Source organism: Lelliottia sp. JS-SCA-14 (assembly GCF_035593345.1).
GTDB lineage: Bacteria > Pseudomonadota > Gammaproteobacteria > Enterobacterales > Enterobacteriaceae > Enterobacter > Enterobacter wanjuensis.
Window position 1 is genome coordinate 4,449,345 of sequence record NZ_CP141606.1, and the last position, 21,928, is coordinate 4,471,272.

At 56.7% G+C, this 21,928-nt stretch carries 21 protein-coding genes; 6 read left to right on the plus strand and 15 right to left on the minus strand.

Annotated elements, in window-relative coordinates; genetic code table 11:
• Positions 1 to 28: 28 nt before the first annotated feature.
• Positions 29 to 601, minus strand: a complete 573-nt coding sequence (gene ppiA / locus U9O48_RS20870) for a peptidylprolyl isomerase A (RefSeq protein WP_095283699.1) — start codon at positions 599 to 601, stop codon at positions 29 to 31.
• A 277-nt stretch (positions 602 to 878) separates the two neighbouring features.
• Between ppiA and tsgA the strand changes: the two genes are divergently transcribed.
• A complete protein-coding gene (gene tsgA / locus U9O48_RS20875) occupies positions 879 to 2,063 on the plus strand; it encodes an MFS transporter TsgA (RefSeq protein WP_324723124.1) in 1,185 nt (394 codons plus the stop codon).
• A gap of 4 nt (positions 2,064 to 2,067) precedes the next feature.
• Here the strand turns inward: tsgA and U9O48_RS20880 are convergent, their stop codons facing one another.
• Positions 2,068 to 3,384 carry a cytosine deaminase gene (locus U9O48_RS20880; protein WP_285146168.1) on the minus strand — a complete coding sequence of 439 codons (1,317 nt, stop codon included), beginning with the start codon at positions 3,382 to 3,384 and terminating at the stop codon, positions 2,068 to 2,070.
• A 240-nt stretch (positions 3,385 to 3,624) separates the two neighbouring features.
• Here U9O48_RS20880 and nirB point away from each other — a divergent pair, with 240 nt between their 5' ends.
• From nirB to U9O48_RS20900, 4 genes are all read left to right on the plus strand, one after another.
• Entirely contained in the window at positions 3,625 to 6,168 is a 2,544-nt protein-coding gene (nirB, locus tag U9O48_RS20885) for a nitrite reductase large subunit NirB (RefSeq protein ID WP_324723125.1), read from the plus strand.
• The gene (gene nirD, locus U9O48_RS20890; RefSeq protein WP_282493507.1) at positions 6,165 to 6,491 is read left to right on the plus strand and encodes a nitrite reductase small subunit NirD; all 327 of its coding nucleotides are present in this window, start codon (positions 6,165 to 6,167) and stop codon (positions 6,489 to 6,491) included. The genes nirB and nirD overlap by 4 nt, the downstream gene beginning before the upstream one ends.
• A gap of 139 nt (positions 6,492 to 6,630) precedes the next feature.
• A complete protein-coding gene (cysG, locus tag U9O48_RS20895) occupies positions 6,631 to 8,004 on the plus strand; it encodes a siroheme synthase CysG (RefSeq protein ID WP_324723126.1) in 1,374 nt (457 codons plus the stop codon).
• A 149-nt stretch (positions 8,005 to 8,153) separates the two neighbouring features.
• On the plus strand, positions 8,154 to 8,327 hold the full coding sequence (locus U9O48_RS20900; protein WP_282493509.1) for a YhfL family protein: 174 nt from the start codon (positions 8,154 to 8,156) through the stop codon (positions 8,325 to 8,327).
• Positions 8,328 to 8,475: 148 nt separating this feature from the next.
• Here U9O48_RS20900 and trpS read toward each other — a convergent pair whose 3' ends face one another.
• The 12 genes from trpS to U9O48_RS20960 all read right to left on the minus strand — a co-directional run bounded on the left by trpS (position 8,476) and on the right by U9O48_RS20960 (position 18,470).
• Positions 8,476 to 9,480, minus strand: coding sequence for a tryptophan--tRNA ligase (gene trpS, locus U9O48_RS20905; RefSeq protein WP_282493510.1), 1,005 nt, complete (start codon positions 9,478 to 9,480; stop codon positions 8,476 to 8,478).
• Complete coding sequence (gph, locus tag U9O48_RS20910) at positions 9,473 to 10,234, minus strand: phosphoglycolate phosphatase (protein WP_324723127.1); 762 nt, start codon at positions 10,232 to 10,234, stop codon at positions 9,473 to 9,475. The genes trpS and gph overlap by 8 nt, the downstream gene beginning before the upstream one ends.
• A complete protein-coding gene (rpe, locus tag U9O48_RS20915) occupies positions 10,227 to 10,904 on the minus strand; it encodes a ribulose-phosphate 3-epimerase (RefSeq protein WP_324723128.1) in 678 nt (225 codons plus the stop codon). The genes gph and rpe overlap by 8 nt, the downstream gene beginning before the upstream one ends.
• 41 nt (positions 10,905 to 10,945) lie before the next feature.
• Positions 10,946 to 11,761, minus strand: coding sequence for an adenine-specific DNA-methyltransferase (dam, locus tag U9O48_RS20920; RefSeq protein ID WP_285146163.1), 816 nt, complete (start codon positions 11,759 to 11,761; stop codon positions 10,946 to 10,948).
• A 67-nt stretch (positions 11,762 to 11,828) separates the two neighbouring features.
• On the minus strand, positions 11,829 to 13,121 hold the full coding sequence (gene damX, locus U9O48_RS20925; protein WP_285146162.1) for a cell division protein DamX: 1,293 nt from the start codon (positions 13,119 to 13,121) through the stop codon (positions 11,829 to 11,831).
• 92 nt (positions 13,122 to 13,213) lie between these two features.
• On the minus strand, positions 13,214 to 14,302 hold the full coding sequence (aroB, locus tag U9O48_RS20930; protein WP_324723129.1) for a 3-dehydroquinate synthase: 1,089 nt from the start codon (positions 14,300 to 14,302) through the stop codon (positions 13,214 to 13,216).
• Between the two features lie 57 nt (positions 14,303 to 14,359).
• Complete coding sequence (aroK, locus tag U9O48_RS20935; RefSeq protein WP_010436374.1) at positions 14,360 to 14,881, minus strand: shikimate kinase AroK; 522 nt, start codon at positions 14,879 to 14,881, stop codon at positions 14,360 to 14,362.
• A gap of 297 nt (positions 14,882 to 15,178) precedes the next feature.
• Positions 15,179 to 16,378, minus strand: a complete 1,200-nt coding sequence (hofQ, locus tag U9O48_RS20940; RefSeq protein WP_416382111.1) for a DNA uptake porin HofQ — start codon at positions 16,376 to 16,378, stop codon at positions 15,179 to 15,181.
• Positions 16,329 to 16,733, minus strand: a complete 405-nt coding sequence (locus U9O48_RS20945) for a HofP DNA utilization family protein (RefSeq protein WP_324723132.1) — start codon at positions 16,731 to 16,733, stop codon at positions 16,329 to 16,331. Before U9O48_RS20945 ends, hofQ begins: the two co-directional genes overlap by 50 nt.
• Positions 16,723 to 17,184, minus strand: a complete 462-nt coding sequence (locus U9O48_RS20950; RefSeq protein WP_324723133.1) for a HofO — start codon at positions 17,182 to 17,184, stop codon at positions 16,723 to 16,725. The genes U9O48_RS20945 and U9O48_RS20950 overlap by 11 nt, the downstream gene beginning before the upstream one ends.
• A 3-nt stretch (positions 17,185 to 17,187) precedes the next feature.
• Entirely contained in the window at positions 17,188 to 17,685 is a 498-nt protein-coding gene (locus U9O48_RS20955) for a PilN domain-containing protein (protein WP_324723134.1), read from the minus strand.
• 2 nt (positions 17,686 to 17,687) lie between these two features.
• Positions 17,688 to 18,470, minus strand: a complete 783-nt coding sequence (locus tag U9O48_RS20960; RefSeq protein ID WP_324723135.1) for a DNA utilization protein HofM — start codon at positions 18,468 to 18,470, stop codon at positions 17,688 to 17,690.
• A 119-nt stretch (positions 18,471 to 18,589) separates the two neighbouring features.
• Between U9O48_RS20960 and mrcA the strand changes: the two genes are divergently transcribed.
• Positions 18,590 to 21,142, plus strand: coding sequence for a peptidoglycan glycosyltransferase/peptidoglycan DD-transpeptidase MrcA (mrcA, locus tag U9O48_RS20965; protein ID WP_324723137.1), 2,553 nt, complete (start codon positions 18,590 to 18,592; stop codon positions 21,140 to 21,142).
• Between the two features lie 95 nt (positions 21,143 to 21,237).
• On the opposite strand, the gene nudE is transcribed toward mrcA, so the two are convergent.
• Positions 21,238 to 21,798, minus strand: coding sequence for an ADP compounds hydrolase NudE (nudE, locus tag U9O48_RS20970; protein ID WP_285146155.1), 561 nt, complete (start codon positions 21,796 to 21,798; stop codon positions 21,238 to 21,240).
• Between the last annotated feature and the right edge of the window lie 130 nt (positions 21,799 to 21,928).

Consider the following 21,928-nt stretch of genomic DNA (forward strand, 5'->3'; position numbering starts at 1 on the left):
CGGGCGAGGAGACCCGCAGAGGAGAAACTTACGGCAGCACTTTTGCGGAGAGGATAACGACCGGTTTTGTCGGAACATTTTGGTATGGACCGACGTCATGGGTCTGCACCTGAGAGATCTTGTCAGCCACGTCCATCCCTTTCACAACTTTACCGAATACCGCATAACCAAAATCACGCTGGCCGTGATCGAGGAAGGCGTTGTCGGCCACGTTCAGGAAGAACTGGCTGGTCGCGCTGTCTTTATCCGCGGTGCGCGCCATAGAGATGGTGCCGCGGGTATTGCGCAGGCCGTTGTCGGCTTCGTTTTTGATCGGCGCGTTAGGCTGTTTCTGCTGCATCTGTTCGTTGAAGCCGCCGCCCTGGAGCATAAAGCCCGGGATCACGCGGTGGAATGTGGTGTTGTTATAGAAACCACTGTTCACGTAGTCGAGGAAGTTCTTCACAGAAACAGGAGCTTTCTGGCTGTTCAGTTCCAGCTCAATATTCCCGGCAGAGGTTGTCAGCAAAACATGGGGATCACCTTTCGCTGCCAGAACAGCAGGAGAGACAGCAGAAAGTGCAAACACAGCTGCGACAGCCGCCAGAGTTGATTTGAGCATGAGAATTCCTTAAGAAAGCGCAGTAAATAAGGCAAGTGCCTTGATTCTAAAGAGCAGTATGGACGGAGGCCAGCCTTTTACCTAATTTTACGAATTTGAAACAGTTGTAACCGGCCAATCAGTTGAATCCAGGGGGTAAAAAGGTGATTTACCTCATAAGAAAAACTGCAACGAGGATCATAATTTTCAGAAAAGATTTAAATAGATCACTTTAATGACTAAAATCTGCCCGCACTCGGCGCGGTCAACGCGCTTTACGTACCTAAATAAGGCAGACATGACTAACAGCAACCGCATCAAGCTCACATGGATCAGCTTCTTCTCCTACGCCCTCACCGGCGCACTGGTGATCGTCACCGGGATGGTAATGGGCAATATTGCCGATTATTTCCAGTTACCGGTTTCCAGCATGAGCAACACCTTTACCTTCCTGAACGCCGGGATCCTGATCTCTATCTTCTTAAACGCCTGGCTGATGGAAATCGTGCCGCTGAAAACACAGCTGCGTTTCGGCTTTGTGCTGATGGTCGCCGCCGTGGCGGGCCTGATGGTCAGCCACAGCATCGCCCTGTTTTCGGCGTCGATGTTCGTACTCGGCCTGGTCAGCGGGATCACCATGTCCATCGGGACCTTCCTGATTACCCATATGTATGAAGGCCGCCAGCGCGGCGCGCGTCTGCTGTTCACCGACTCGTTCTTCAGCATGGCGGGGATGATCTTCCCGATGGTCGCCGCCGTTCTGCTGGCGCGCAGCATCGAGTGGTACTGGGTATATGCCTGTATCGGCCTGGTGTACGTGGCGATCTTTATTCTGACCTTCGGCTGTGACTTCCCGGTGCTGGGCAAAAAAGCCGAGCAGAGTGCCGAGCCGGTGGTGAAAGAGAAATGGGGGATCGGCGTGCTGTTCCTCTCCGTGGCCGCCCTGTGCTACATCCTTGGCCAGTTGGGCTTTATCTCCTGGGTGCCGGAATACGCCAAAAGTCTGGGCATGAGCCTGAACGACGCGGGCAAACTGGTGAGCGATTTCTGGATGTCGTACATGTTCGGCATGTGGGCATTTAGCTTCATCCTGCGCTTCTTCGACTTGCAACGCATCCTGACCGTGCTGGCCGGTCTGGCGACCGTGCTGATGTATCTGTTCATCAACGGATCACCGGAGCATATGCCGTGGTTCATCCTGACCCTCGGCTTCTTCTCCAGCGCGATTTACACCTCGATCATTACGCTCGGCTCCCTGCAAACCAAAGTGGCCTCGCCGAAGCTGGTCAACTTCGTGCTGACCTGCGGCACCATCGGCACCATGCTGACCTTCGTGGTGACCGGCCCGATCGTCGCCCACAGCGGTCCGCTGGCGGCCCTGCACACGGCGAACGGCCTGTACGCGGTGGTGTTCGTGATGTGTCTGATTCTGGGCTTTGTGACCCGCCACCGTCAGCACAACACGGCAGCGGCTTCTCACTAAGTCCCTACGCCCCTTTGCTACCGGCGAAGGGGCTGTTTCGGGTAAAGTTCACTTCCTCTCCTCCGCTATCCGTCTGGATCCACGTCTGCGCCAGCTGCGTGGTGGCAATCACCCTTCCCTGACGAATCGACCAGCGCACCGGCACCTGGCAGCGCACCGCTTCAAACCCACTCTCCGCAGGCAAAATAATCAGGTTCGCCGGATTGCCCGTTTCGATGCCGTAATCCGTCAGGCCAAAGGTTCTGGCGCTGTTGTGGGTAATCAGATTTAGACCGCTATCGATCTGCCCATAGCCCATCATCTGACAGACGTGCAGCCCCATGTGCAGCACCTGCAGCATATTGCCCGTACCCAGCGGATACCACGGGTCAAAGACGTCATCATGGCCGAAACAGACGTTGATGCCTGCCTCCTGCAGCTCCTTCACACGGGTGATACCGCGACGCTTCGGATAGTCGTCAAAACGTCCCTGCAGATGAATATTCACCAGCGGGTTAGCGACAAAGTTGATGTTGGACATCTTCAGCAGGCGGAACAGGCGCGAGGTGTACGCCCCGTTGTAGGAGTGCATCGCCGTGGTATGGCTGGCGGTCACGCGATGGCCGATGCCCGCCTCGTACGCCAGAGTGGCGACGGTTTCAACGAAGCGCGACTGCTCGTCGTCGATCTCATCGCAGTGAATATCCAGCGGACGGTCGTATTTTTTCGCCAGCTCGAAAGCGATGTGCAGGGACTGGACGCCATACTCGCGGGTGAATTCAAAGTGCGGGATCGCCCCAACCACATCCGCGCCCAGTTTTAATGCCTCTTCGAGCAGCGCCGCGCCGTTGGGATAAGAGAGAATTCCCTCCTGCGGGAAGGCCACGATTTGCAGCGTCACCCAGGGCGCGACTTCCTGTTTCACCTCCAGCATCGCTTTCAGGGCGGTGAGCGTCGGGTCGGAGACATCCACGTGGGTGCGCACGAACTGGATGCCGTTGGCAATTTGCCATTTTAGCGTTTTCCACGCGCGGGCTTTGACGTCTTCGTGACTCAGGAGCGCCTTACGCTCCGCCCAGCGCTCGATGCCTTCAAACAGCGTGCCAGACTGGTTCCAGCTCGGTTCGCCCGCAGTCTGTGTCGTATCGAGATGAATATGCGGCTCGATAAACGGCGGGATCGCCAGCCCGCCGCGGGCGTTGAGCACCTCGTAGCTTTCGTCGTGCGCGTCGCTCATCGGGGTGATCTCAGCAAAACGGCCATTCTCAATGCCAATCTGCCATAACCCTTCCCGGCCCGGTAACCGAACATTCTGAACGAGCCAAAGCGGTGTTGTCGTCATACCTTTCTCCCGAAAAACGCGGCTGAAATTAAGGGGTACGTCATCTTAATCATTAGGCCCCTAATTTGTATAGAAAATAGACGCTCGCGAAAAGCGTGCTATTTCCGAGACTTATAAAAATCCTGACAAATCAGCGATATACCCACTAAGGGGTAGTTAAAGGCGTATTTGATTTGTATCAATAAGCGCCCCTGCTGAATCGTTAAGGTAGGCAGTAATAGAAAAGAAATCGAGGCAAAAATGAGCAAAGTCAGACTCGCTATTATTGGTAACGGCATGGTCGGCCACCGCTTTATTGAGGATCTTCTCGATAAAGCTGACGCTGCCCAGTTCGATATTACCGTCTTCTGTGAAGAACCCCGTCAAGCATACGATCGTGTCCACCTCTCTTCCTACTTCTCCCATCACACTGCTGAAGAACTTTCTCTGGTGCGTGAAGGTTTCTACGAGAAGCATGGCGTCAAAGTGCTGGTGGGCGAACGCGCCATCACCATCAACCGCCAGGAAAAGGTGATCCACTCCAGTGCCGGACGTACCGTTTTTTACGATAAGTTGATCATGGCGACTGGCTCTTACCCGTGGATCCCGCCTATCAAGGGCTCAGAAACACAGGATTGCTTCGTTTATCGTACCATTGAAGACCTCAAAGCGATCGAATCCTGCGCGCGTCGCAGTAAACGCGGCGCGGTCGTCGGCGGCGGTCTGCTCGGCCTCGAAGCGGCAGGCGCGCTGAAAAACTTAGGCGTCGAAACCCACGTCATCGAATTTGCCCCGATGCTGATGGCCGAACAGCTCGACCATATGGGCGGCGATCAGTTGCGCCGTAAGATCGAGAGCATGGGTGTGAAAGTTCACACCAGCAAAAACACCAAAGAGATCGTTCAGGAAGGCACCGAAGCGCGTAAAACCATGCGCTTCGCCGACGGCAGCGAGCTGGAAGTGGACTTCATCGTCTTCTCTACCGGCATCCGTCCACGCGACAAAATGGCGACCCAGTGCGGTCTGGCCGTGGCGCAGCGCGGCGGGATCATGATCAATGATTCTTGCCAGACCTCCGACCCGGACATCTACGCCATCGGCGAATGCGCCAGCTGGAGCAACCGCGTGTACGGACTCGTGGCACCGGGCTACAAAATGGCGCAGGTCGCCGTGGACCACATCCTCGGTAACGAAAATGCCTTCACCGGCGCGGACATGAGCGCCAAGCTGAAACTGCTCGGCGTAGACGTCGGCGGGATCGGCGATGCGCACGGCCGCACGCCGGGCTGTCGCAGCTACGTGTACCTCGACGAAAGCAAAGAGGTCTACAAACGTCTGATTGTCAGCCAGGACAACAAAACCCTGCTGGGTGCGGTGCTGGTGGGCGATACCACGGATTTCGGCAACCTGCTGCAGCTGGTCCTGAACGCCATCGAGCTGCCGGAAAACCCGGACGCGCTTATCCTGCCTGCTCATGCCTCCAGTGGCAAACCGTCTATCGGCGTGGATAAACTGCCGGACAGCGCGCAGATCTGCTCCTGCTTCGACGTGACCAAAGGCATGCTGATCTCCGCGATCAACAAAGGCTGCCACACGGTTGCGGCGCTGAAAGCCGAAACCAAAGCCGGGACCGGCTGCGGCGGCTGTATTCCTCTGGTCACTCAGGTGCTGAACGCCGAACTGGCGAAACAGGGCATCGAAGTGAACAACAACCTGTGTGAGCACTTCTCTTACTCACGCCAGGAGATTTACCACCTGATCCGCGTGGAAGGCATCAAAACCTTCGACGAGTTGCTGGAAAAACACGGCCAGGGCTACGGGTGCGAAGTGTGTAAACCGACCGTAGGTTCCCTGCTCGCCTCCTGCTGGAACGACTACATCCTGAAGCCAGAGCACACGCCGCTGCAGGACACCAACGACAACTTCCTCGCCAACATCCAGAAAGACGGCACCTACTCCGTGATCCCACGCTCTGCCGGTGGCGAAATCACCCCGGAAGGTCTGGTGGCCGTCGGACGCGTGGCGCGCGAATTTAACCTGTACACCAAAATCACCGGTTCCCAGCGTATCGGTCTGTTTGGTGCGCAGAAAGATGACCTGCCGGAAATCTGGCGTCAGCTGATCGAAGCGGGCTTCGAAACCGGCCACGCGTATACCAAAGCGCTGCGTATGGCGAAAACCTGCGTGGGCAGCACCTGGTGCCGTTACGGCGTGGGCGACAGCGTGGGCTTCGGCGTTGAGCTGGAAAACCGCTACAAAGGCATTCGTACCCCGCACAAAATGAAGTTCGGCGTCTCCGGCTGTACTCGTGAATGTGCGGAAGCGCAGGGCAAAGACGTGGGGATTATCGCCACCGAAAAAGGCTGGAACCTGTACGTCTGCGGTAACGGCGGGATGAAACCGCGTCACGCCGACCTGCTGGCCGCCGATCTCGACCGCGAAACGCTGCTGAAATATCTCGACCGCTTCATGATGTTCTACATCCGTACCGCCGACAAACTGACCCGTACGGCCTCCTGGCTGGATAACCTGGAAGGCGGCATCGAATACCTGAAATCGGTGATCATCGACGACAAACTCGGTCTGAACGAGCATCTGGAAGAAGAGATTGCCCGCCTGCGCGAGGCGGTGATTTGCGAGTGGACGGAAACCGTCAACACGCCAGCCGCACAGGTGCGCTTCAAACACTTTATCAACAGCACCCAGCGCGATCCGAACGTCCAGGTGGTGCCTGAGCGCGAACAGCATCGTCCGGCCACGCCGTACGAGCGCATTCCGGTGACTCTGGTGGAGGAAAACGTATGAGCCAGTGGGTAAACATCTGCAAAATCGACGACATCATTCCGGCAACCGGCGTTTGTGCGCTGCTGGGCAACGAGCACGTGGCAATCTTCCGCCCGCGCCACGACGAACAGGTTTTCGCTATCAGCAACATCGACCCGTTCTTTGAGGCCAGCGTGTTGTCTCGCGGCCTGATCGCTGAACATCAGGGCGAACTGTGGGTTGCCAGCCCGCTGAAAAAGCAGCGTTTCCGTCTCACCGACGGGCACTGCATGGAAGATGAAAGTCATTCCGTGAAGCACTACGACGTCCGCGTCAAAGACGGCCAGGTGCAGCTGAAAGGCTAAACCATCACGGGAGGCGCAACGCCTCCCGTGAGCGTCACCAATTTCTGTATGACTTTTGTCGTTACGGGTATGCTACTCAAAAAGCGGAGCGTCCGACTCCGGTAATCATCGCAACTGTTCACCCCTGAGAGGTAATGTCGTGGATCACCTGCCGATTTTCTGTCAATTACGCAACCGCGACTGCCTGCTGGTGGGCGGTGGCGATGTCGCTGAACGCAAAGCGCGCCTGCTGTTAGAGGCCGGAGCCCGACTGACGGTGAACGCCCTCGCCTTCGACCCGCAGTTTACCGTCTGGGCGCAGGAAGGAATGCTGACGCTGGTACAGGGCGAGTTCGACGAATCACTGCTCGACACCTGCTGGCTGACCATCGCCGCGACGGATAATGACGCAGTGAACCAGCGCGTCAGCGATGCCTGCGAAACCCGCCGTATATTCTGCAACGTGGTCGATGCGCCGAAAGAAGCCAGCTTTATCATGCCGTCGATTATCGACCGCTCGCCGCTGATGGTGGCCGTGTCGTCCGGCGGGACCTCCCCGGTGCTGGCCCGTTTGCTGCGCGAAAAACTGGAAGCGATTTTGCCTCAGCATCTTGGACAGGTCGCTCACTACGCGGGGCAGCTGCGTTCACGAGTGAAGAAAACTTTCGCCACCATGGGAGAACGCCGCCGTTTCTGGGAAAAATTCTTCGTCAACGATCGCCTGGCGCAGTCGCTGGCGAATCAGGATCAGAAAGCCATTGAAGAGAGCACCGAGCGTCTGCTGACCGAGCCGCTGGACCATCGCGGTGAAGTGGTGCTGGTCGGCGCAGGGCCTGGAGATGCGGGGCTGTTGACCCTGAAGGGGCTGCAGCAGATCCAGCAGGCGGATATCGTGGTCTACGATCGCCTGGTCTCCGATGACATTATGAATCTGGTGCGCCGCGACGCCGATCGCGTCTTCGTCGGCAAACGCGCCGGATATCACTGCGTACCGCAGGAGGAGATCAACCAGATCCTGCTGCGCGAAGCGCAAAAAGGGAAACGTGTGGTGCGCCTCAAGGGCGGCGATCCCTTTATCTTTGGACGCGGCGGCGAAGAGCTGGAAACCCTGTGTAACGCGGGCATTCCTTTCTCCGTCGTTCCCGGTATTACGGCTGCATCTGGCTGCTCGGCCTACTCCGGTATTCCGCTGACACATCGTGATTACGCCCAGAGCGTACGCCTGGTGACGGGCCACCTGAAAACCGGCAGCGAGCTGGACTGGCATAACCTGGCCGCTGAAAAACAGACGCTGGTGTTCTACATGGGGCTGAACCAGGCGGCGACCATTCAGGAAAAACTGCTAGAACACGGGATGCAAAGCGATATGCCGGTGGCGCTGGTGGAAAACGGCACCGCCATCAAACAGCGTGTCGTAAGCGGCGTGCTAACAGAATTGGGCGAACTGGCGCAGCAGGTCGAGAGCCCGGCGCTGATTATTGTCGGCCGCGTGGTCGAACTGCGCGAGAAGCTGAACTGGTTCTCAAACCATTAATTTCTCTGCATAATCTCTCTTCAAAGAGTAGTCCTTAACTGGACTACTCCCGTCTTACGCCTGCCGATAACATACCGCCTGCGCAATGGATTTTTCCATTATTCCCTCGTTGTACATCCAAAAGAAATGCTCCATTACAAGGAAAGTGTATGTTTAAACTGGCAAAGGCCGCGGTTTTAGTGGGCCTGTTATCGACTTTGACGGCTTGCACCGGTCACGTTCAAAATACCAAAAACACCTGTAGCTACGACTACTTCCTGCACCCGGCAATTTCGATCTCTAAAATGATCGGCGGTTGCGGCCCGGCGGCGGAACAGCCGTAAGTCTTTTGCAGGTAGAAAAAAACCGGGAAATTCCCGGTTTTTTTTATGGACGCTGTGCGGTTTTTTCGCCGGGTGGCGGCTACGCCTTACCCGGCCTACATATGTGTTTCGTAGGCCGGGTAAGCGCTAGCGCCACCCGGCAATAGCATTAAGGCTTACCCACAAACCCAATCGCCTGATACACCGCTTTCAGGGTTTCAGACGCACGTGCACTCGCTTTGTCCGCGCCGTCACGCATCACCTGGTTCAGGAAGGCTTCGTCATTACGGAAACGGTGATAGCGCTCCTGCAGGTCGGTCAGCATGCCGGAAACGGCGTCAGCCACTTCCCCCTTCAGATGACCATACATTTTGCCTTCGAAGTGCTGCTCGAGCTCAGGAATGCTCTGCCCGGTGACGCCGGAGAGGATATCCAGCAGGTTGGAGACACCCGCTTTGTTCTGCACGTCGTAGCGCACGACAGGCGGCTCGTCGGAGTCGGTCACCGCACGCTTGAGCTTTTTAACCACCGCTTTCGGATCTTCCAGCAGGCCGATCACGTTGTTGCGGTTATCGTCAGACTTAGACATCTTCTTGGTCGGCTCAAGCAGGGACATCACGCGCGCGCCGGATTTCGGAATGAACGGCTCAGGCACTTTGAAGATATCGCCATAAATGGCGTTGAAGCGCTGGGCGATATCGCGGCTCAGCTCAAGGTGCTGTTTCTGGTCTTCACCCACCGGCACCTGGTTGGTCTGATACAGCAGAATGTCAGCCGCCATCAGCACCGGGTAGTCAAACAGACCGGCGTTGATGTTTTCGGAGTAGCGTGCGGATTTGTCTTTGAACTGAGTCATACGGCTCAGCTCACCGAAATAGGTGTAGCAGTTCAGCGCCCAGCCCAGCTGAGCATGTTCCGGCACATGAGACTGTACGAAGATGGTGCTTTTCTCAGGATCGATACCGCAGGCCAGGTACAGCGCCAGCGTATCCAGCGTCGCTTTGCGCAGTTTCTCAGGATCCTGACGCGCAGTAATCGCGTGTAAATCCACGATGCAGTAGATGCAGTGATAATCATCCTGCATGTTGACCCACTGACGTAACGCACCCATGTAGTTACCAATGGTCAATTCACCTGAAGGCTGTGCGCCACTAAATACGATGGGCTTAGTCATTTTTCGATTCCTGATGTTCACTGTGCGAAAGCCCGAGTGCGGGCAGTAAATCTTTGAAGTGATCGAACACCACGTCCGGCTCACTCAGCGTGATGGCTTCCCCGTAGTTGTAGCCGTAGGTTAGGCCGACGGAAGGAGACCCTGCCGCTTTGGCCGCCAGAATATCATTACGCGAATCGCCGACAAAGAGCAGCTGTTCAGGCGTTAATGACAGTTTTCCGGCCACCAGTAAGATCGGTTCCGGGTGCGGCTTTTTGTTCTGGACGTCATCGCCACCGACGATCACGGAGAAGTACTTCGCGATGTCGAGCGCTTCAAGCAGCGGGGCGACAAACGGCGTTGGTTTGTTGGTCACCAGCGCCAGCGGCATACCGCTGGAATGCAAGGCGCTAAGGGTTTCGACCACGTCCGGGAACAGGAAACTGCCCTCTTCCACCGTCTCTTCATAGTAACGGTTGAACAACTTACGCAGGACGCGCAGCTGTTCATCCTGCGGGATATCCGCATGATCAACGCCGGGTTTGCCCTGCGCAGAGCGCAAAATCGCCCGCTCCTGACGCGCCCAGGTCAGGGCACGTTCCATCAGCACGTCTGCGCCGTTACCGATCCAGGTCACCACGCGTTCTTCACCAGCGACCGGCAGTTCCAGCGCATACAGCGCCTGATCCACGGCGCTGGTTAAACCTGGCGCGCTGTCTACCAGCGTACCATCGAGGTCAAACGCCACACCCCGAATTGCCTGCAACTTATTCATGACTTACCTTTGCCAGTTCACCGCGCATTTCATCGATGACTTTTTTGTAATCGGGTTGGCCGAAAATCGCTGAGCCGGCCACGAACATATCCGCGCCCGCTGCCGCGATTTCGCCGATATTGTCCACCTTCACGCCGCCATCCACTTCCAGGCGAATGTCATACCCAGACACATCAATACGACGGCGCACTTCGCGCAGTTTCTCCAGCGTCTGAGGAATGAAGGACTGGCCGCCGAAGCCTGGGTTCACGGACATCAGCAGGATCACATCGAGCTTATCCATTACGTAATCGAGATAGCTGAGCGGGGTCGCCGGGTTAAACACCAGGCCCGCTTTACAGCCGCTTTCTTTAATCAGCTGCAGCGTGCGATCGACGTGCTCGGAGGCTTCGGGATGGAAGGTAATGATGCTGGCACCGGCTGAGGCAAAATCCGGGACGATGCGATCGACCGGCTTCACCATCAGGTGAACGTCAATCGGAGCGGTGATGCCATAGTTACGTAGCGCTTTCAGGACCATCGGGCCGATGGTCAGGTTAGGCACGTAGTGGTTGTCCATCACGTCGAAGTGGACCACATCCGCGCCCGCGGCTAACGCTTTGGCCGTGTCTTCACCCAGGCGGGCAAAATCGGCCGACAGAATTGAGGGAGCAATCAAAAACTGTTTCATCCGCATCTCCTTGAAATGTAGTTACCGGCGGGCGAAACGGCTCAGGGGCGATAAAGCGCCAGCAGTTCGTCCACCTTTTTACGCGTGCCGCCGTTGCTGCTGATGCTGCGCCGCACTTTAAGCTGAATACGATCGTTCGCCGCTTTGTACCACTCGCGGGTATCCGGCGTGTCGTGGTTCGAAATTAACACCGTGATTTGCTTACTGACCAGCTTTTCCGCCATTTCTGCCAGATGCGCCTGCTCTTTCGGGCTGAAGCTGTTGGTGTGATAGGCGGTGAAGTTCGCGGTCGCCGAGAGCGGGGCGTACGGCGGATCGCAATAGACCACGGAGTCCGCGTTGGCCATTTCCATGCACTTCTCATAAGAGATGCAGTGGAATTCCGCTTTCTGCGCTTTTTCGGCGAAGTGCTGCAACTCGGCCAGCGGGAAGTATGGGCGCTTGTAGCGACCAAACGGCACGTTGAACTCACCCTTCAGGTTGTACCGGCACAGGCCATTGTAGCCATGACGATTCAGATACAGGAACAACTGCGCCCGGCGGAAAGTATCCGTGCTCTGGTTAAACTCGGCGCGATACTGATAGTAAGCGTCCGGGTTGTTGTTCTCTGGGGTAAAGAGTTCACGCGCCGCATCGATGTACTCATCGGTCTGAGTCTTGACGATATTGTAGAGGGTAATGAGATCGCTGTTGATATCCGCGAGGATATAGCGAGAAAAGTCGGTGTTCAGGAACACCGACCCAGCGCCCACGAAGGGCTCGATAAGACACTCGCCTTTCGGCAGGTGTTTATTAATGTCGTCGAGCAGGGGGTATTTCCCCCCTGCCCATTTTAGAAAAGCGCGATTTTTTTTCATGCTGACTAACTGATTACACCTTCTCCGGCTGTGGAAAAAGCTCCGACAGCATCCTGCGCTTTAACCATTACTTCAAATCAGCCTGAACCTGATGAATCGGTTTCGCCCACGGGTTTTTTGCCTGAACATCCGCAGGTAACGTCGCTACTGCGCGCTTCGCTTCGTCTTTAGAGGCGTACACGCCGCTTACCAGCACATACCAGGGTTGTCCGTTACGGGTCGTCTGATAAACCACATAGTTTTTCAGATTAGATTTCTTCGCCCAGCCGTTCAAGTTGTCGTAGCTCGACGAGCTGCTCAACTGAAGCGTGTAGTTGCTGGATGGCGCAGATTTCAGTGAACCGACGTTGCCCGCCGTTTTACCGGCTGTCGCCGCGCTGGCCGTTGCCGTCGCCGCTGGTGCGGTGGTCGCTGCTGGCGCGGTTGTCGTGGCTTTCGGAGCCGTCGTGGTCGCAGCAGGCGCTTTCACGGCTGCGGTTTCGGTCTGCTTAGGCTGAGCAACAGGTTTGGTTTCTGGTGCTTTCGCGACCGCCTGCGGTTTGGTTTCACGCTTCGGCTCAATCACAGCCTGTTTGCGTTCCTGACGCGGCGCGGTTTGGGTCTGAGTCTGACGCGGTTTGGTTTCCGTTGCTGCGGTTTGCGGTTGTGCCGCACCGCCGCGAATCGGAGCCACGGTTGCAGGCTCGGTTGGCAGCGTGGAGCTAGCCACCACGTTGTTCACCTGATCCTGGCTCTGAGGCTGAGTCAATGCGTTGTTCAGATCGCCCTGAACTTCAACACGCTGCTGGCCTTCAGGCGCGGCAGGAGCCTGGCCCTGAGTTGGCGTCGAGGAAACCGGCGGCAAGGAGACATCCTGCGGCGCATTAGCGGTCTGACCCGCAGTCTGCTCAGCAGAAGTCGTACCCGGCGCAGGCTGCGCGCCATTGGCCTGATCGGCAGCATCATTCCCCGAAAGACTAATGCTCTTTTCGGCGGAAGGTGTCTGCTCAGTGGAATTTGTTGACGGTGCTTTAAGCGCGGAACCGATGCCGATGATCAACAGCAGCAGAACAAACACGCCAAGGCCCATCATGATGTACTGACGGGAAGCCGGTTTTTTGGCTACCGCTTTACGTTTGCGCGGGCGACGCTCTACAGGCTCTTCGTCCATTGAATCTTCTTCGGACTCATAACCCTCTTCTTCTTCTCGCTCATCACGCGCATTGCGGCTACGTGACGGACGACGATCGTCTGCATCCAGGTCAACATCGTCAAAGTTGATCTGCGGCTCGTTATCACGTTCTGAAGATTGACGAGAACGACCAGTACGACGATCGCTGGGATCGGGTTTCAGCTCGTCTTCTGGTTTGAATTCATCCATTTAACACCCCACTCAAAGGCTCATGCTTACGACGTTGCATTGCACCTGAATCTAAATAGCTACCTTTGACAGTAGCCAGACCTTTCTAGTTGTTACGCCTGCTGGCAATCAGCAATCGCGCCAAGAACCACTTCGTGCGACACTCCGCCGCGCATTTCACTCTTCCCTATTGCCAGCGGGAGAATCAACCGCATCTCGCCAGCCAATACTTTTTTATCACGCATCATGTGGGGTAAATACGCCTGCGAAGACATTTCGCGTGGTCCCGTCACCGGTAAACCCGCGCGCTCCAGCAGCGTGATGATACGTTGAGTCTCTTCTTTGGTGAACTGACCCAAACGTTCGGAGGTGCGAGCAGCCATCACCATGCCTGCAGCGACCGCTTCGCCGTGAAGCCAGTTGCCGTAGCCCATTTCGGCTTCAATCGCGTGCCCGAACGTATGCCCCAGATTCAGTAAAGCACGTAAGCCGGTTTCCCGCTCGTCTGCTGCGACGACTTCTGCTTTCAGATCACAACAACGGCGGATGCAGTACGCCAGTGCCTGACCGTCGAGGTTCAGCAGCGCATCCATATTCTTTTCCAGCCAGGCGAAGAACTCACCGTCCAGAATAATGCCGTATTTGATCACTTCTGCCAGCCCGGAGGCCAGCTCGCGTTTTGGCAGGGTTTTCAGACAGTCGAGATCCACCACCACCGAAGCCGGCTGGTAGAACGCGCCAATCATGTTTTTGCCAAGCGGGTGATTGACGGCCGTTTTGCCGCCAACAGAGGAATCGACTTGCGATAATAGCGTGGTAGGAATTTGAATAAAACGAACACCACGCTGATAACTTGCCGCGGCAAAACCCGTTAGATCGCCAACAACACCACCGCCTAAGGCAAGGAGTGTCGTATCGCGACCATGCGGTTTTTGCAGTAATGCGGTAAAGACGGTATCGAGTACCGCCAGGCTTTTATACTGCTCGCCATCAGGCAGAATCACACTGTCGACCTTCACACCTGCCTGTTCCAGCAGATGACGAATCTTGTCGAGATAAAGCGGAGCCAAAGTCTCGTTGGTGACAAGCATAGCCTGATCACCCGCTTTCAGTGGTAAGAAGGAAGCTGGATCGTTAAACAAGCCAGCCGCGATGGTGATAGGGTAACTACGTTCCCCGAGAGTAACTGTAATCCTCTCCATGACGCGACATCCACCTTAAATGCTTATACCCGTGGGCGAGTGTATATAAAGCCAGAATCAGTTGCTTTCCAGCATATGAATAATCTGGTTTGCAACCACTTTAGCGCTCTGATCGTCGGTACGAATGGTCACATCCGCAATCTCTTCGTACAGTGGATTGCGTTCACCGGCTAATGCTTCCAGAACTTCACGTGGAGGCGTTTCAACTTGCAGTAACGGGCGCTTTTTATCGCGCTGCGTACGTGCCAGCTGTTTTTCGATGGTCGTCTCAAGATAGACCACAACGCCGCGGGCGGAGAGACGGTTACGAGTTTCGCGAGATTTTACAGAACCGCCGCCCGTTGCCAGTACGATGCCCTGTTTTTCCGTAAGTTCATTGATAACTTTTTCTTCACGGTCACGGAAACCTTCTTCGCCTTCTACATCGAAGACCCAGCCCACATCAGCTCCGGTTCGTTTCTCAATCTCTTGATCAGAATCGTAAAATTCCATATTGAGTTGTTGAGCCAACTGGCGCCCAATAGTGCTTTTGCCGGCACCCATAGGCCCAACCAGAAAGATATTGCGTTTCTCTGCCATTTTTTCGGTACTACTAAGACTATTCGTTAATGGTAATCCCCGCTGCGCAGACACTCAGCGTAGCAGGACATGAACTGAAACCTCATATGCGATAGTGCGAGAGTCAGACTAAAAATTATCTCAGTAGTCCTGCTTGTTTGGCAACTGATTAAATCACCACGCCAGATGCTTAAAGCAACAAGAGGTAAGATTAGGAGAAGCTGAAACTCAAATCGGTACTCCTTGTATGCTAATTCATGCCTCACGTCAAACATCTGCAACAAACTGGATGCAAAATCCTCGCGGGGATCGTTTCCATTATTGAATGCTAATCAGACGCGGCGTGATGAATACCACCAGCTCGCGCCGCTCATTATCCTTGCCATCGTGGCGAAAGAGTTGCCCCACCCAGGGAATTCGCCCAAGTCCCGGAATCGCGTCACTGCCCGTTTTATTCTTTTGCGAGAAAATTCCGCCCAGCGCCAGCGTTTCACCGCTTTTGACTTCCACCTGCGTTTCAATTTCTTGTTTATCTATCGCCAGCGTTTCGCCATCTGCCTGCTGTAAAACCTGGCCCGGCATGTTTTCGCTGATGTGCAGTTTGAGTCGCACCCGGCCATTTGGCAGAACCACGGGCGTCACTTCCATTCCCAGAACCGCCTCTTTGAACTCCACGGAGGTCGCCCCGCTTTCGCCGCTGGACACCTGATACGGAATTTCACTGCCCTGCTTGATGCTGGCGGGCTGCATATGCGACGCCAACAGCCGCGGGCTGGCGATGATCTCAAGCTGCTGCTTTTGCTCAAGCGCCGAGAGCTCCAGATCTAACAGTCGCCCGTTGATCCGCCCGATGTTGAACCCGACGTGGCTGGTGGCATCCGCAACGGAAACATCCGCCCCCAGCGTGGTGATCTGCCCGGGCGAGCCCGCGCTGCTCGCCTCGGCCAGATTCCATTTCACCCCCAGCTCTCGCAGACTTTTTTCATTAATCGTCACGATATGCGCCGCCAGCTCCACCTGCGCCACAGGGAGATCCATCTGCTCGGCCCAGTGCTGCAGACTGTCCAGCACGCCGGGGATATCACACACCAGCAGGCGGTTAGTGCGTTTATCGACGGAGAGACTCCCCTTAGGACTGAGCTGTTTTTCTGCGGCTTTTTGTAGCTCGGTCGCATCGGCATAGGCGAAAGAGAGCGCACGTGAGGCCAGCGGCACATTCAGTTTCTGCCGGGTTTGCTCTTCTTCTTTTTGCGACTGCTGCTCCCGCGCCCACGTGGCCGTATTGATATAGAAAATGCCACCCTCTTCCCGCAGCACCAGCCCGGCGCTGTTGGTAACGATTTGCAGCGCCTGCCGCCATGGAACACGCGTCAGATGCAGAGACAGCGAGCCGGTGACATCGGGTGAGACAATCAGATTTCGATTCTCAAGCTCCACCAGGGACTGCAAAATTTGAACAACGGGTACGTCATCCACCGCCAGGGTGACGGGTTTTGGCGCGACGGCCCATGTCGGCATGCTGAGTATCATCAACAGGACGATTCGACTGACTATTTTCATGCTTCGTTCCCTCTCGTGGCCATCGCCACTCTTTCGGCTCGCATCCTTCGCCGAGCCCGATAACCATTTCCGTTTCATTAACAGCCAGCACCTGCCAGCCCGCTGGCAGCCGCTCTTCCAGCCGGACACGATGCCAGCGCTGCTGTTCATCTTTGACCATGCCTACGGCGCTGCCGCCCTTGAGCATTCCCTGATACCGCCACTGGCCGAGCGCGCCTGTTGCGCAGCGGTCGTCCGGAGGGCGAAAGGGATCGCGCATTCCTGTGATGAGGAGCAGTGAACACACCAGCAATACGCGCAGTTCAGTTCGCATTTTGGCTCTCCACCTGCACAATCAGCTGGAGCCGCGCCCCCTCTGGCATCACGGAAAAACCGCTGATGCCCATTCCGCAGCGCGTAAGCCGCGCGAACAGCGGCGGGATCTGCATCCAGTCGGCATTCAGGGTTAACTCTCCGCCCTTCTCGCCGGGCAGCCAGTGAACCAGCCGCACGCCACCGGTCTGAAAATCCAGCGGCGAAAATGGCAACGTGACAGGCACAACAGATTCCGCCGGAACCAGATGGGGGTGCGCTTCGCTCACCCAGAGCGCGGCACGGGCCGACGCCGATTGGCTGCGCGAAGATTCAAGCAGTAACCGCTGTTGGATTACCGGGTGCGCCAGCGTCAGATATGCTCCCAGCAGCACTACGCATGAACCCAGACCCCAGCAAAGAACCCGAGTGCGTAAGCGAAACGCATGCCAGCGTTCAGAGAAGATACGCACGCTTCACCCCTGACTCGTGAGGGTAAAACTGAACGTCCAGCGCCCCTGAGCGTCCTGCTGCATTTCCCCCGCAGGCCCAATCATAAAACCGGGCAGCAGTTTGAGTGATTCCGCCAGCGCCGAGAGCGCCGACGGTGTCGCAGCAAACCCCGTTACTGTCAGGCGCGGCGGCTGGTAGCGAAGCTGCGTCAGCCACGCCTGCTCCGGCATGGCCGACGCGAGCGAAACCAGCGCCGGTTGCCAGTCGCGCAGTACCCTCTGCGGGTTTTGCAAAGGCACAGCCTGCCGCGCTTGCCACCGGGCGCGGTGGGCGTTCAGCTGCTGTTGTATCGCGGTGTCACTGGCCAGAAGCGTCTCAAGCGCACGCGCCTTTAGCCCATAGCCGGAACGCAGGATGTACGTTGCCATTAGAGCGATCAGCACCGAGCCGACAAAGAGCAACATCCAGAGTCGCCAGCAGGATTGCTGTCGCAGGTGTCGCCACGGCAGAAAGTTAGTCATGTTCACTCGAACAGTTCCCCCATCGCGAGGGCCAAAGCGACCGTGAAATCCGCGCTGTACTGGGGAAGCGGCGGCTGACAGCGCGCAAGCAAGCTAAAAGGATCGTGCTCCCCGACCGCAAAGAGCGCGATGTCATCCGGGCTCAGCGCTAACAGAGCTGCCAGCTCAGCCACATTCTTCGCTTCATCGGCGCGTTTTCGCCCCCACTGGTGGCGCATCGCCCATAGCCAGTGCTGCCCGTCGCGCCAGGCCATGCAGTGAGCGGGAGGGTCAAGAAGCGGCAGGAAGTTCGCCAGCGCCGCGGCATCCGGCGTAATGGCCGCCACGTGCAGGCGCAGCGTTTCCGCGAGCGTTAACAGCGCCGCCACCTCTTTGTTTTGCGCCGCCGTCACGTGAAACGAGCGGCTAAAGGTGTCCTGCACGTAATCAAAGCAGAGCGCATCCGGAGCCATTTCGAGCTCGCGGGACATCGCCGACGCAATCCACGACGCCTGCTCGCTGTCGCGCAACGTCAGCGCCGGAGCGGGCAGCGTCTTTTGCAACGTGCGAGCAGCCGGAAACGCCATAAAGATGCGGTGGTAATGGGGCAGCGTCTGGCTCCACTCGCTGAGCGCGGCAACCAGTTGTTGTGGATGGATTATTTGCCCGTCGCGGATGATTCCCGCTGCCAGCGGGATCTGCCACCAGCGGCGCAGATACCACCCGGTGCGCTCCTGGGTTATTGAGACGGCCAGAACACTATCTTGTTGAATGTGAACGCCTGTTCGCCATGTTTTAAAAGCCATGCTTTACGATCTCCTTATCGCCCGTCAGGTGACGGCTCTATCAATGCTTCAGGCTTGCCTTTATACTACCGCGCGATTGTTTAGAAACTGCCCAAGTGAAACTAAATGGGAAATCTCCAGTGAAGTTCGTAAAGTATTTATTGATCCTTGCAGTCTGTTGCATTCTGCTGGGAGCAGGCTCGATTTATGGTTTGTACAAATACATTGAGCCGCAACTACCCGATGTCGCCACACTGCGTGATGTGCGACTCCAGATCCCAATGCAGGTCTATAGCGCCGATGGCGAGTTGATCGCCCAGTACGGCGAAAAACGACGTATCCCGCTGACCCTTAACCAGATTCCGCCGGTGATGGTGAAAGCCTTTATCGCCACGGAAGACAGCCGTTTCTATGAGCACCACGGGGTCGATCCTGTGGGGATTTTCCGTGCCGCCAGCGTCGCGCTGTTCTCAGGTCACGCTTCTCAGGGTGCGAGTACCATCACTCAGCAGCTGGCGCGTAACTTCTTCCTGAGCCCGGAAAAAACCCTGACCCGTAAGATCAAAGAGGTGTTCCTTGCCATTCGCATCGAACAGCTCCTGAGCAAAGACGAGATCCTCGAGCTTTACCTCAACAAGATCTATCTGGGCTATCGCGCGTACGGCGTGGGCGCCGCGGCGCAGGTCTACTTCGGTAAACCTGTTGAACAGCTGAGCTTAAGCGAGATGGCGACTATCGCCGGTCTGCCGAAAGCCCCGTCAACGTTCAACCCGCTCTACTCTCTCGACCGGGCGACTGCGCGTCGTAACGTGGTGCTGTCGCGCATGCTGAGCGAAGGCTATATCACTCAGACCCAGTTCGATCAGGCGCGTAACGAAGCGATCGACGCTAACTATCACGCGCCGGAAATCGCCTTCTCGGCCCCGTATCTGACGGAAATGGTCCGCCAGGAGATGGTGAGCCGCTACGGCGAGAACGCGTATGAAGATGGATATCGCATCACCACCACCATCACCCGCAAAGTGCAGCAGGCGGCACAGCAGGCGGTGCGTAACAACGTGATGGATTACGACATGCGCCACGGCTACCGCGGCCCGTCGAACGTGCTGTGGAAAGTGGGCGAAAGCGCATGGGATAGCAAAAAAATCATCGACTCCCTGAAAACGCTGCCGACCTACGGGCCGCTGTTGCCTGCGGTGGTGACCAGCGCTGATCCGCAGGAAGCGACGGCGATGATGGGCGACGGCACCTCCGTGTCGCTGCGGATGGACGGCATGCGCTGGGCGCGACCGTATCGCTCCGATACGGCGCAAGGCCCGACGCCGCGTAAAGTCACCGACGTCGTCCAGGCTGGACAACAAATCTGGGTCCGTCAGGTGAACGACGCCTGGTGGCTGGCGCAGGTTCCGGATGTGAACTCCGCGCTGGTCTCCATCAATCCGCAGAACGGGGCCGTGATGGCGCTGGTCGGTGGTTTTGATTTCAACCAGAGCAAATTCAACCGCGCCACTCAGGCGCTGCGTCAGGTCGGGTCGAACATCAAACCGTTCCTGTACACCGCGGCGATGGATAAAGGGCTGACGCTGGCGAGCATCCTCAACGATGTGCCGATTTCACGCTGGGATGCGGGTGCCGGTTCTGACTGGCAGCCGAAAAACTCCCCGCCGGAGTATTCCGGTCCAATCCGTTTACGTCAGGGTCTGGGACAGTCGAAAAACGTGGTGATGGTCCGCGCGATGCGCGCGATGGGCGTCGATTACGCGGCAGAGTACCTGCAGCGCTTCGGCTTCCCGGCGCAGAACATTGTGCATACGGAATCCCTGGCCCTCGGCTCGGCATCCTTCACACCGCTGCAGGTAGCGCGTGGTTATTCCGTGATGGCCAACGGCGGTTTCCTGGTCGATCCGTACTTCATCAGCAAGATTGAAAACGATCAGGGCGGCGTGCTGTTTGAGGCGAAACCGAAAATCGCCTGTCCGGAATGCGATATTCCAGTGATTTACGGCGATACGCCAAAATCAAACGTGCTGGAAAACAAAGACATGGAAGATGTGGCTCAGTCCCAGGAGCAGCAGAACACCGCCGTTCCGCAGCCGCAGCTGGAGCAGGCCAACCAGGCGCTGGTCGCTCAAAGCGGTGCGCAGGAATATGCGCCGCACGTGATCAACACCCCGCTGTCGTTCCTGATTAAGAGCGCCCTGAACACCAACATCTTTGGTGAGCCGGGCTGGCAGGGTACGGGCTGGCGTGCGGGCCGCGATCTGCAGCGCCACGATATCGGCGGCAAAACCGGGACTACCAACAGCTCGAAAGACGCCTGGTTCTCCGGCTACGGCCCTGGCGTGGTGACGTCTGTGTGGATTGGCTTCGACGATCACCGTCGTGATTTAGGCCGTACGACGGCATCCGGGGCGATTAAAGATCAGATTTCCGGCTACGAAGGCGGCGCGAAGAGTGCTCAGCCAGCCTGGGACGCTTACATGAAAGCGGTTCTCGAGGGCGTACCGGAGCAGCCGCTCACCCCGCCGCCAGGCGTGGTAACGGTGAATATCGATCGCAGCACCGGTCAGTTAGCCAACGGTGGCAACAGCCGCGCGGAATTCTTCATTGAGGGCACGCAGCCTACGACGCAGGCGGTGCATGAGGTGGGAACCGAGTTGATTGATAACGGCGAGACGCACGAGTTGTTCTGACGGTCCTGACGCCCGGCGGCGCGTTGCTTGCCGGGCCTACAAAACCTGATCGTAGGCCGGGTAAGGCGAAGCCGCCACCCGGCTTTTTTTATGGGCTACAAACGCCCCAGCCCTTTCAACCACTCCCGCACCAGGAACAGCGCACTCACGTTACGCGCTTCGTTAAAATCGGGCTCTTCCAGCAGATCCATCAGATGCGCCAGCGGCCAGCGCACCTGCGGCAGCGGCTCAGGCTCATCCCCTTCCAGCTTTTCCGGGTAGAGATCTTCTGCCAGCACGATATTCATTTTGCTGGAGAAATAGGACGGGGCCATGCTCAGTTTTTTCAGGAAAGTCAGGTCATGAGCGCCGAAGCCAACCTCTTCTTTCAGCTCGCGATTCGCGGCTTCGAAAACAGATTCACCCGGATCGATAAGCCCCTTAGAGAAACCCAATTCATAAGATTCGGTACCCACCGCATATTCACGGATCAGGATCAGGTGATCGTCCACAATGGGGATGATCATCACCGCTTCGCGCGTGGACGGGCGCATACGTTCATAGACGCGACGCACGCCGTTGCTGAACTCCAGATCGACACTTTCCACGGTAAACAGACGTGATTTGGCGACGGTTTCAACATTCAGAATGGTGGGCTTTTGTAAGGGTTTGCTCATCTTGACGGGTCTTTGCTGTGTGAACTGAGTGCATTGTGCGATATGCCGCACGGTTTCGGCAATGTCAATCGCTGTTTATTTACATTTTTGCAACGTATCGTGAGTTAATCCTCATTTCCAGTCAAAAGTC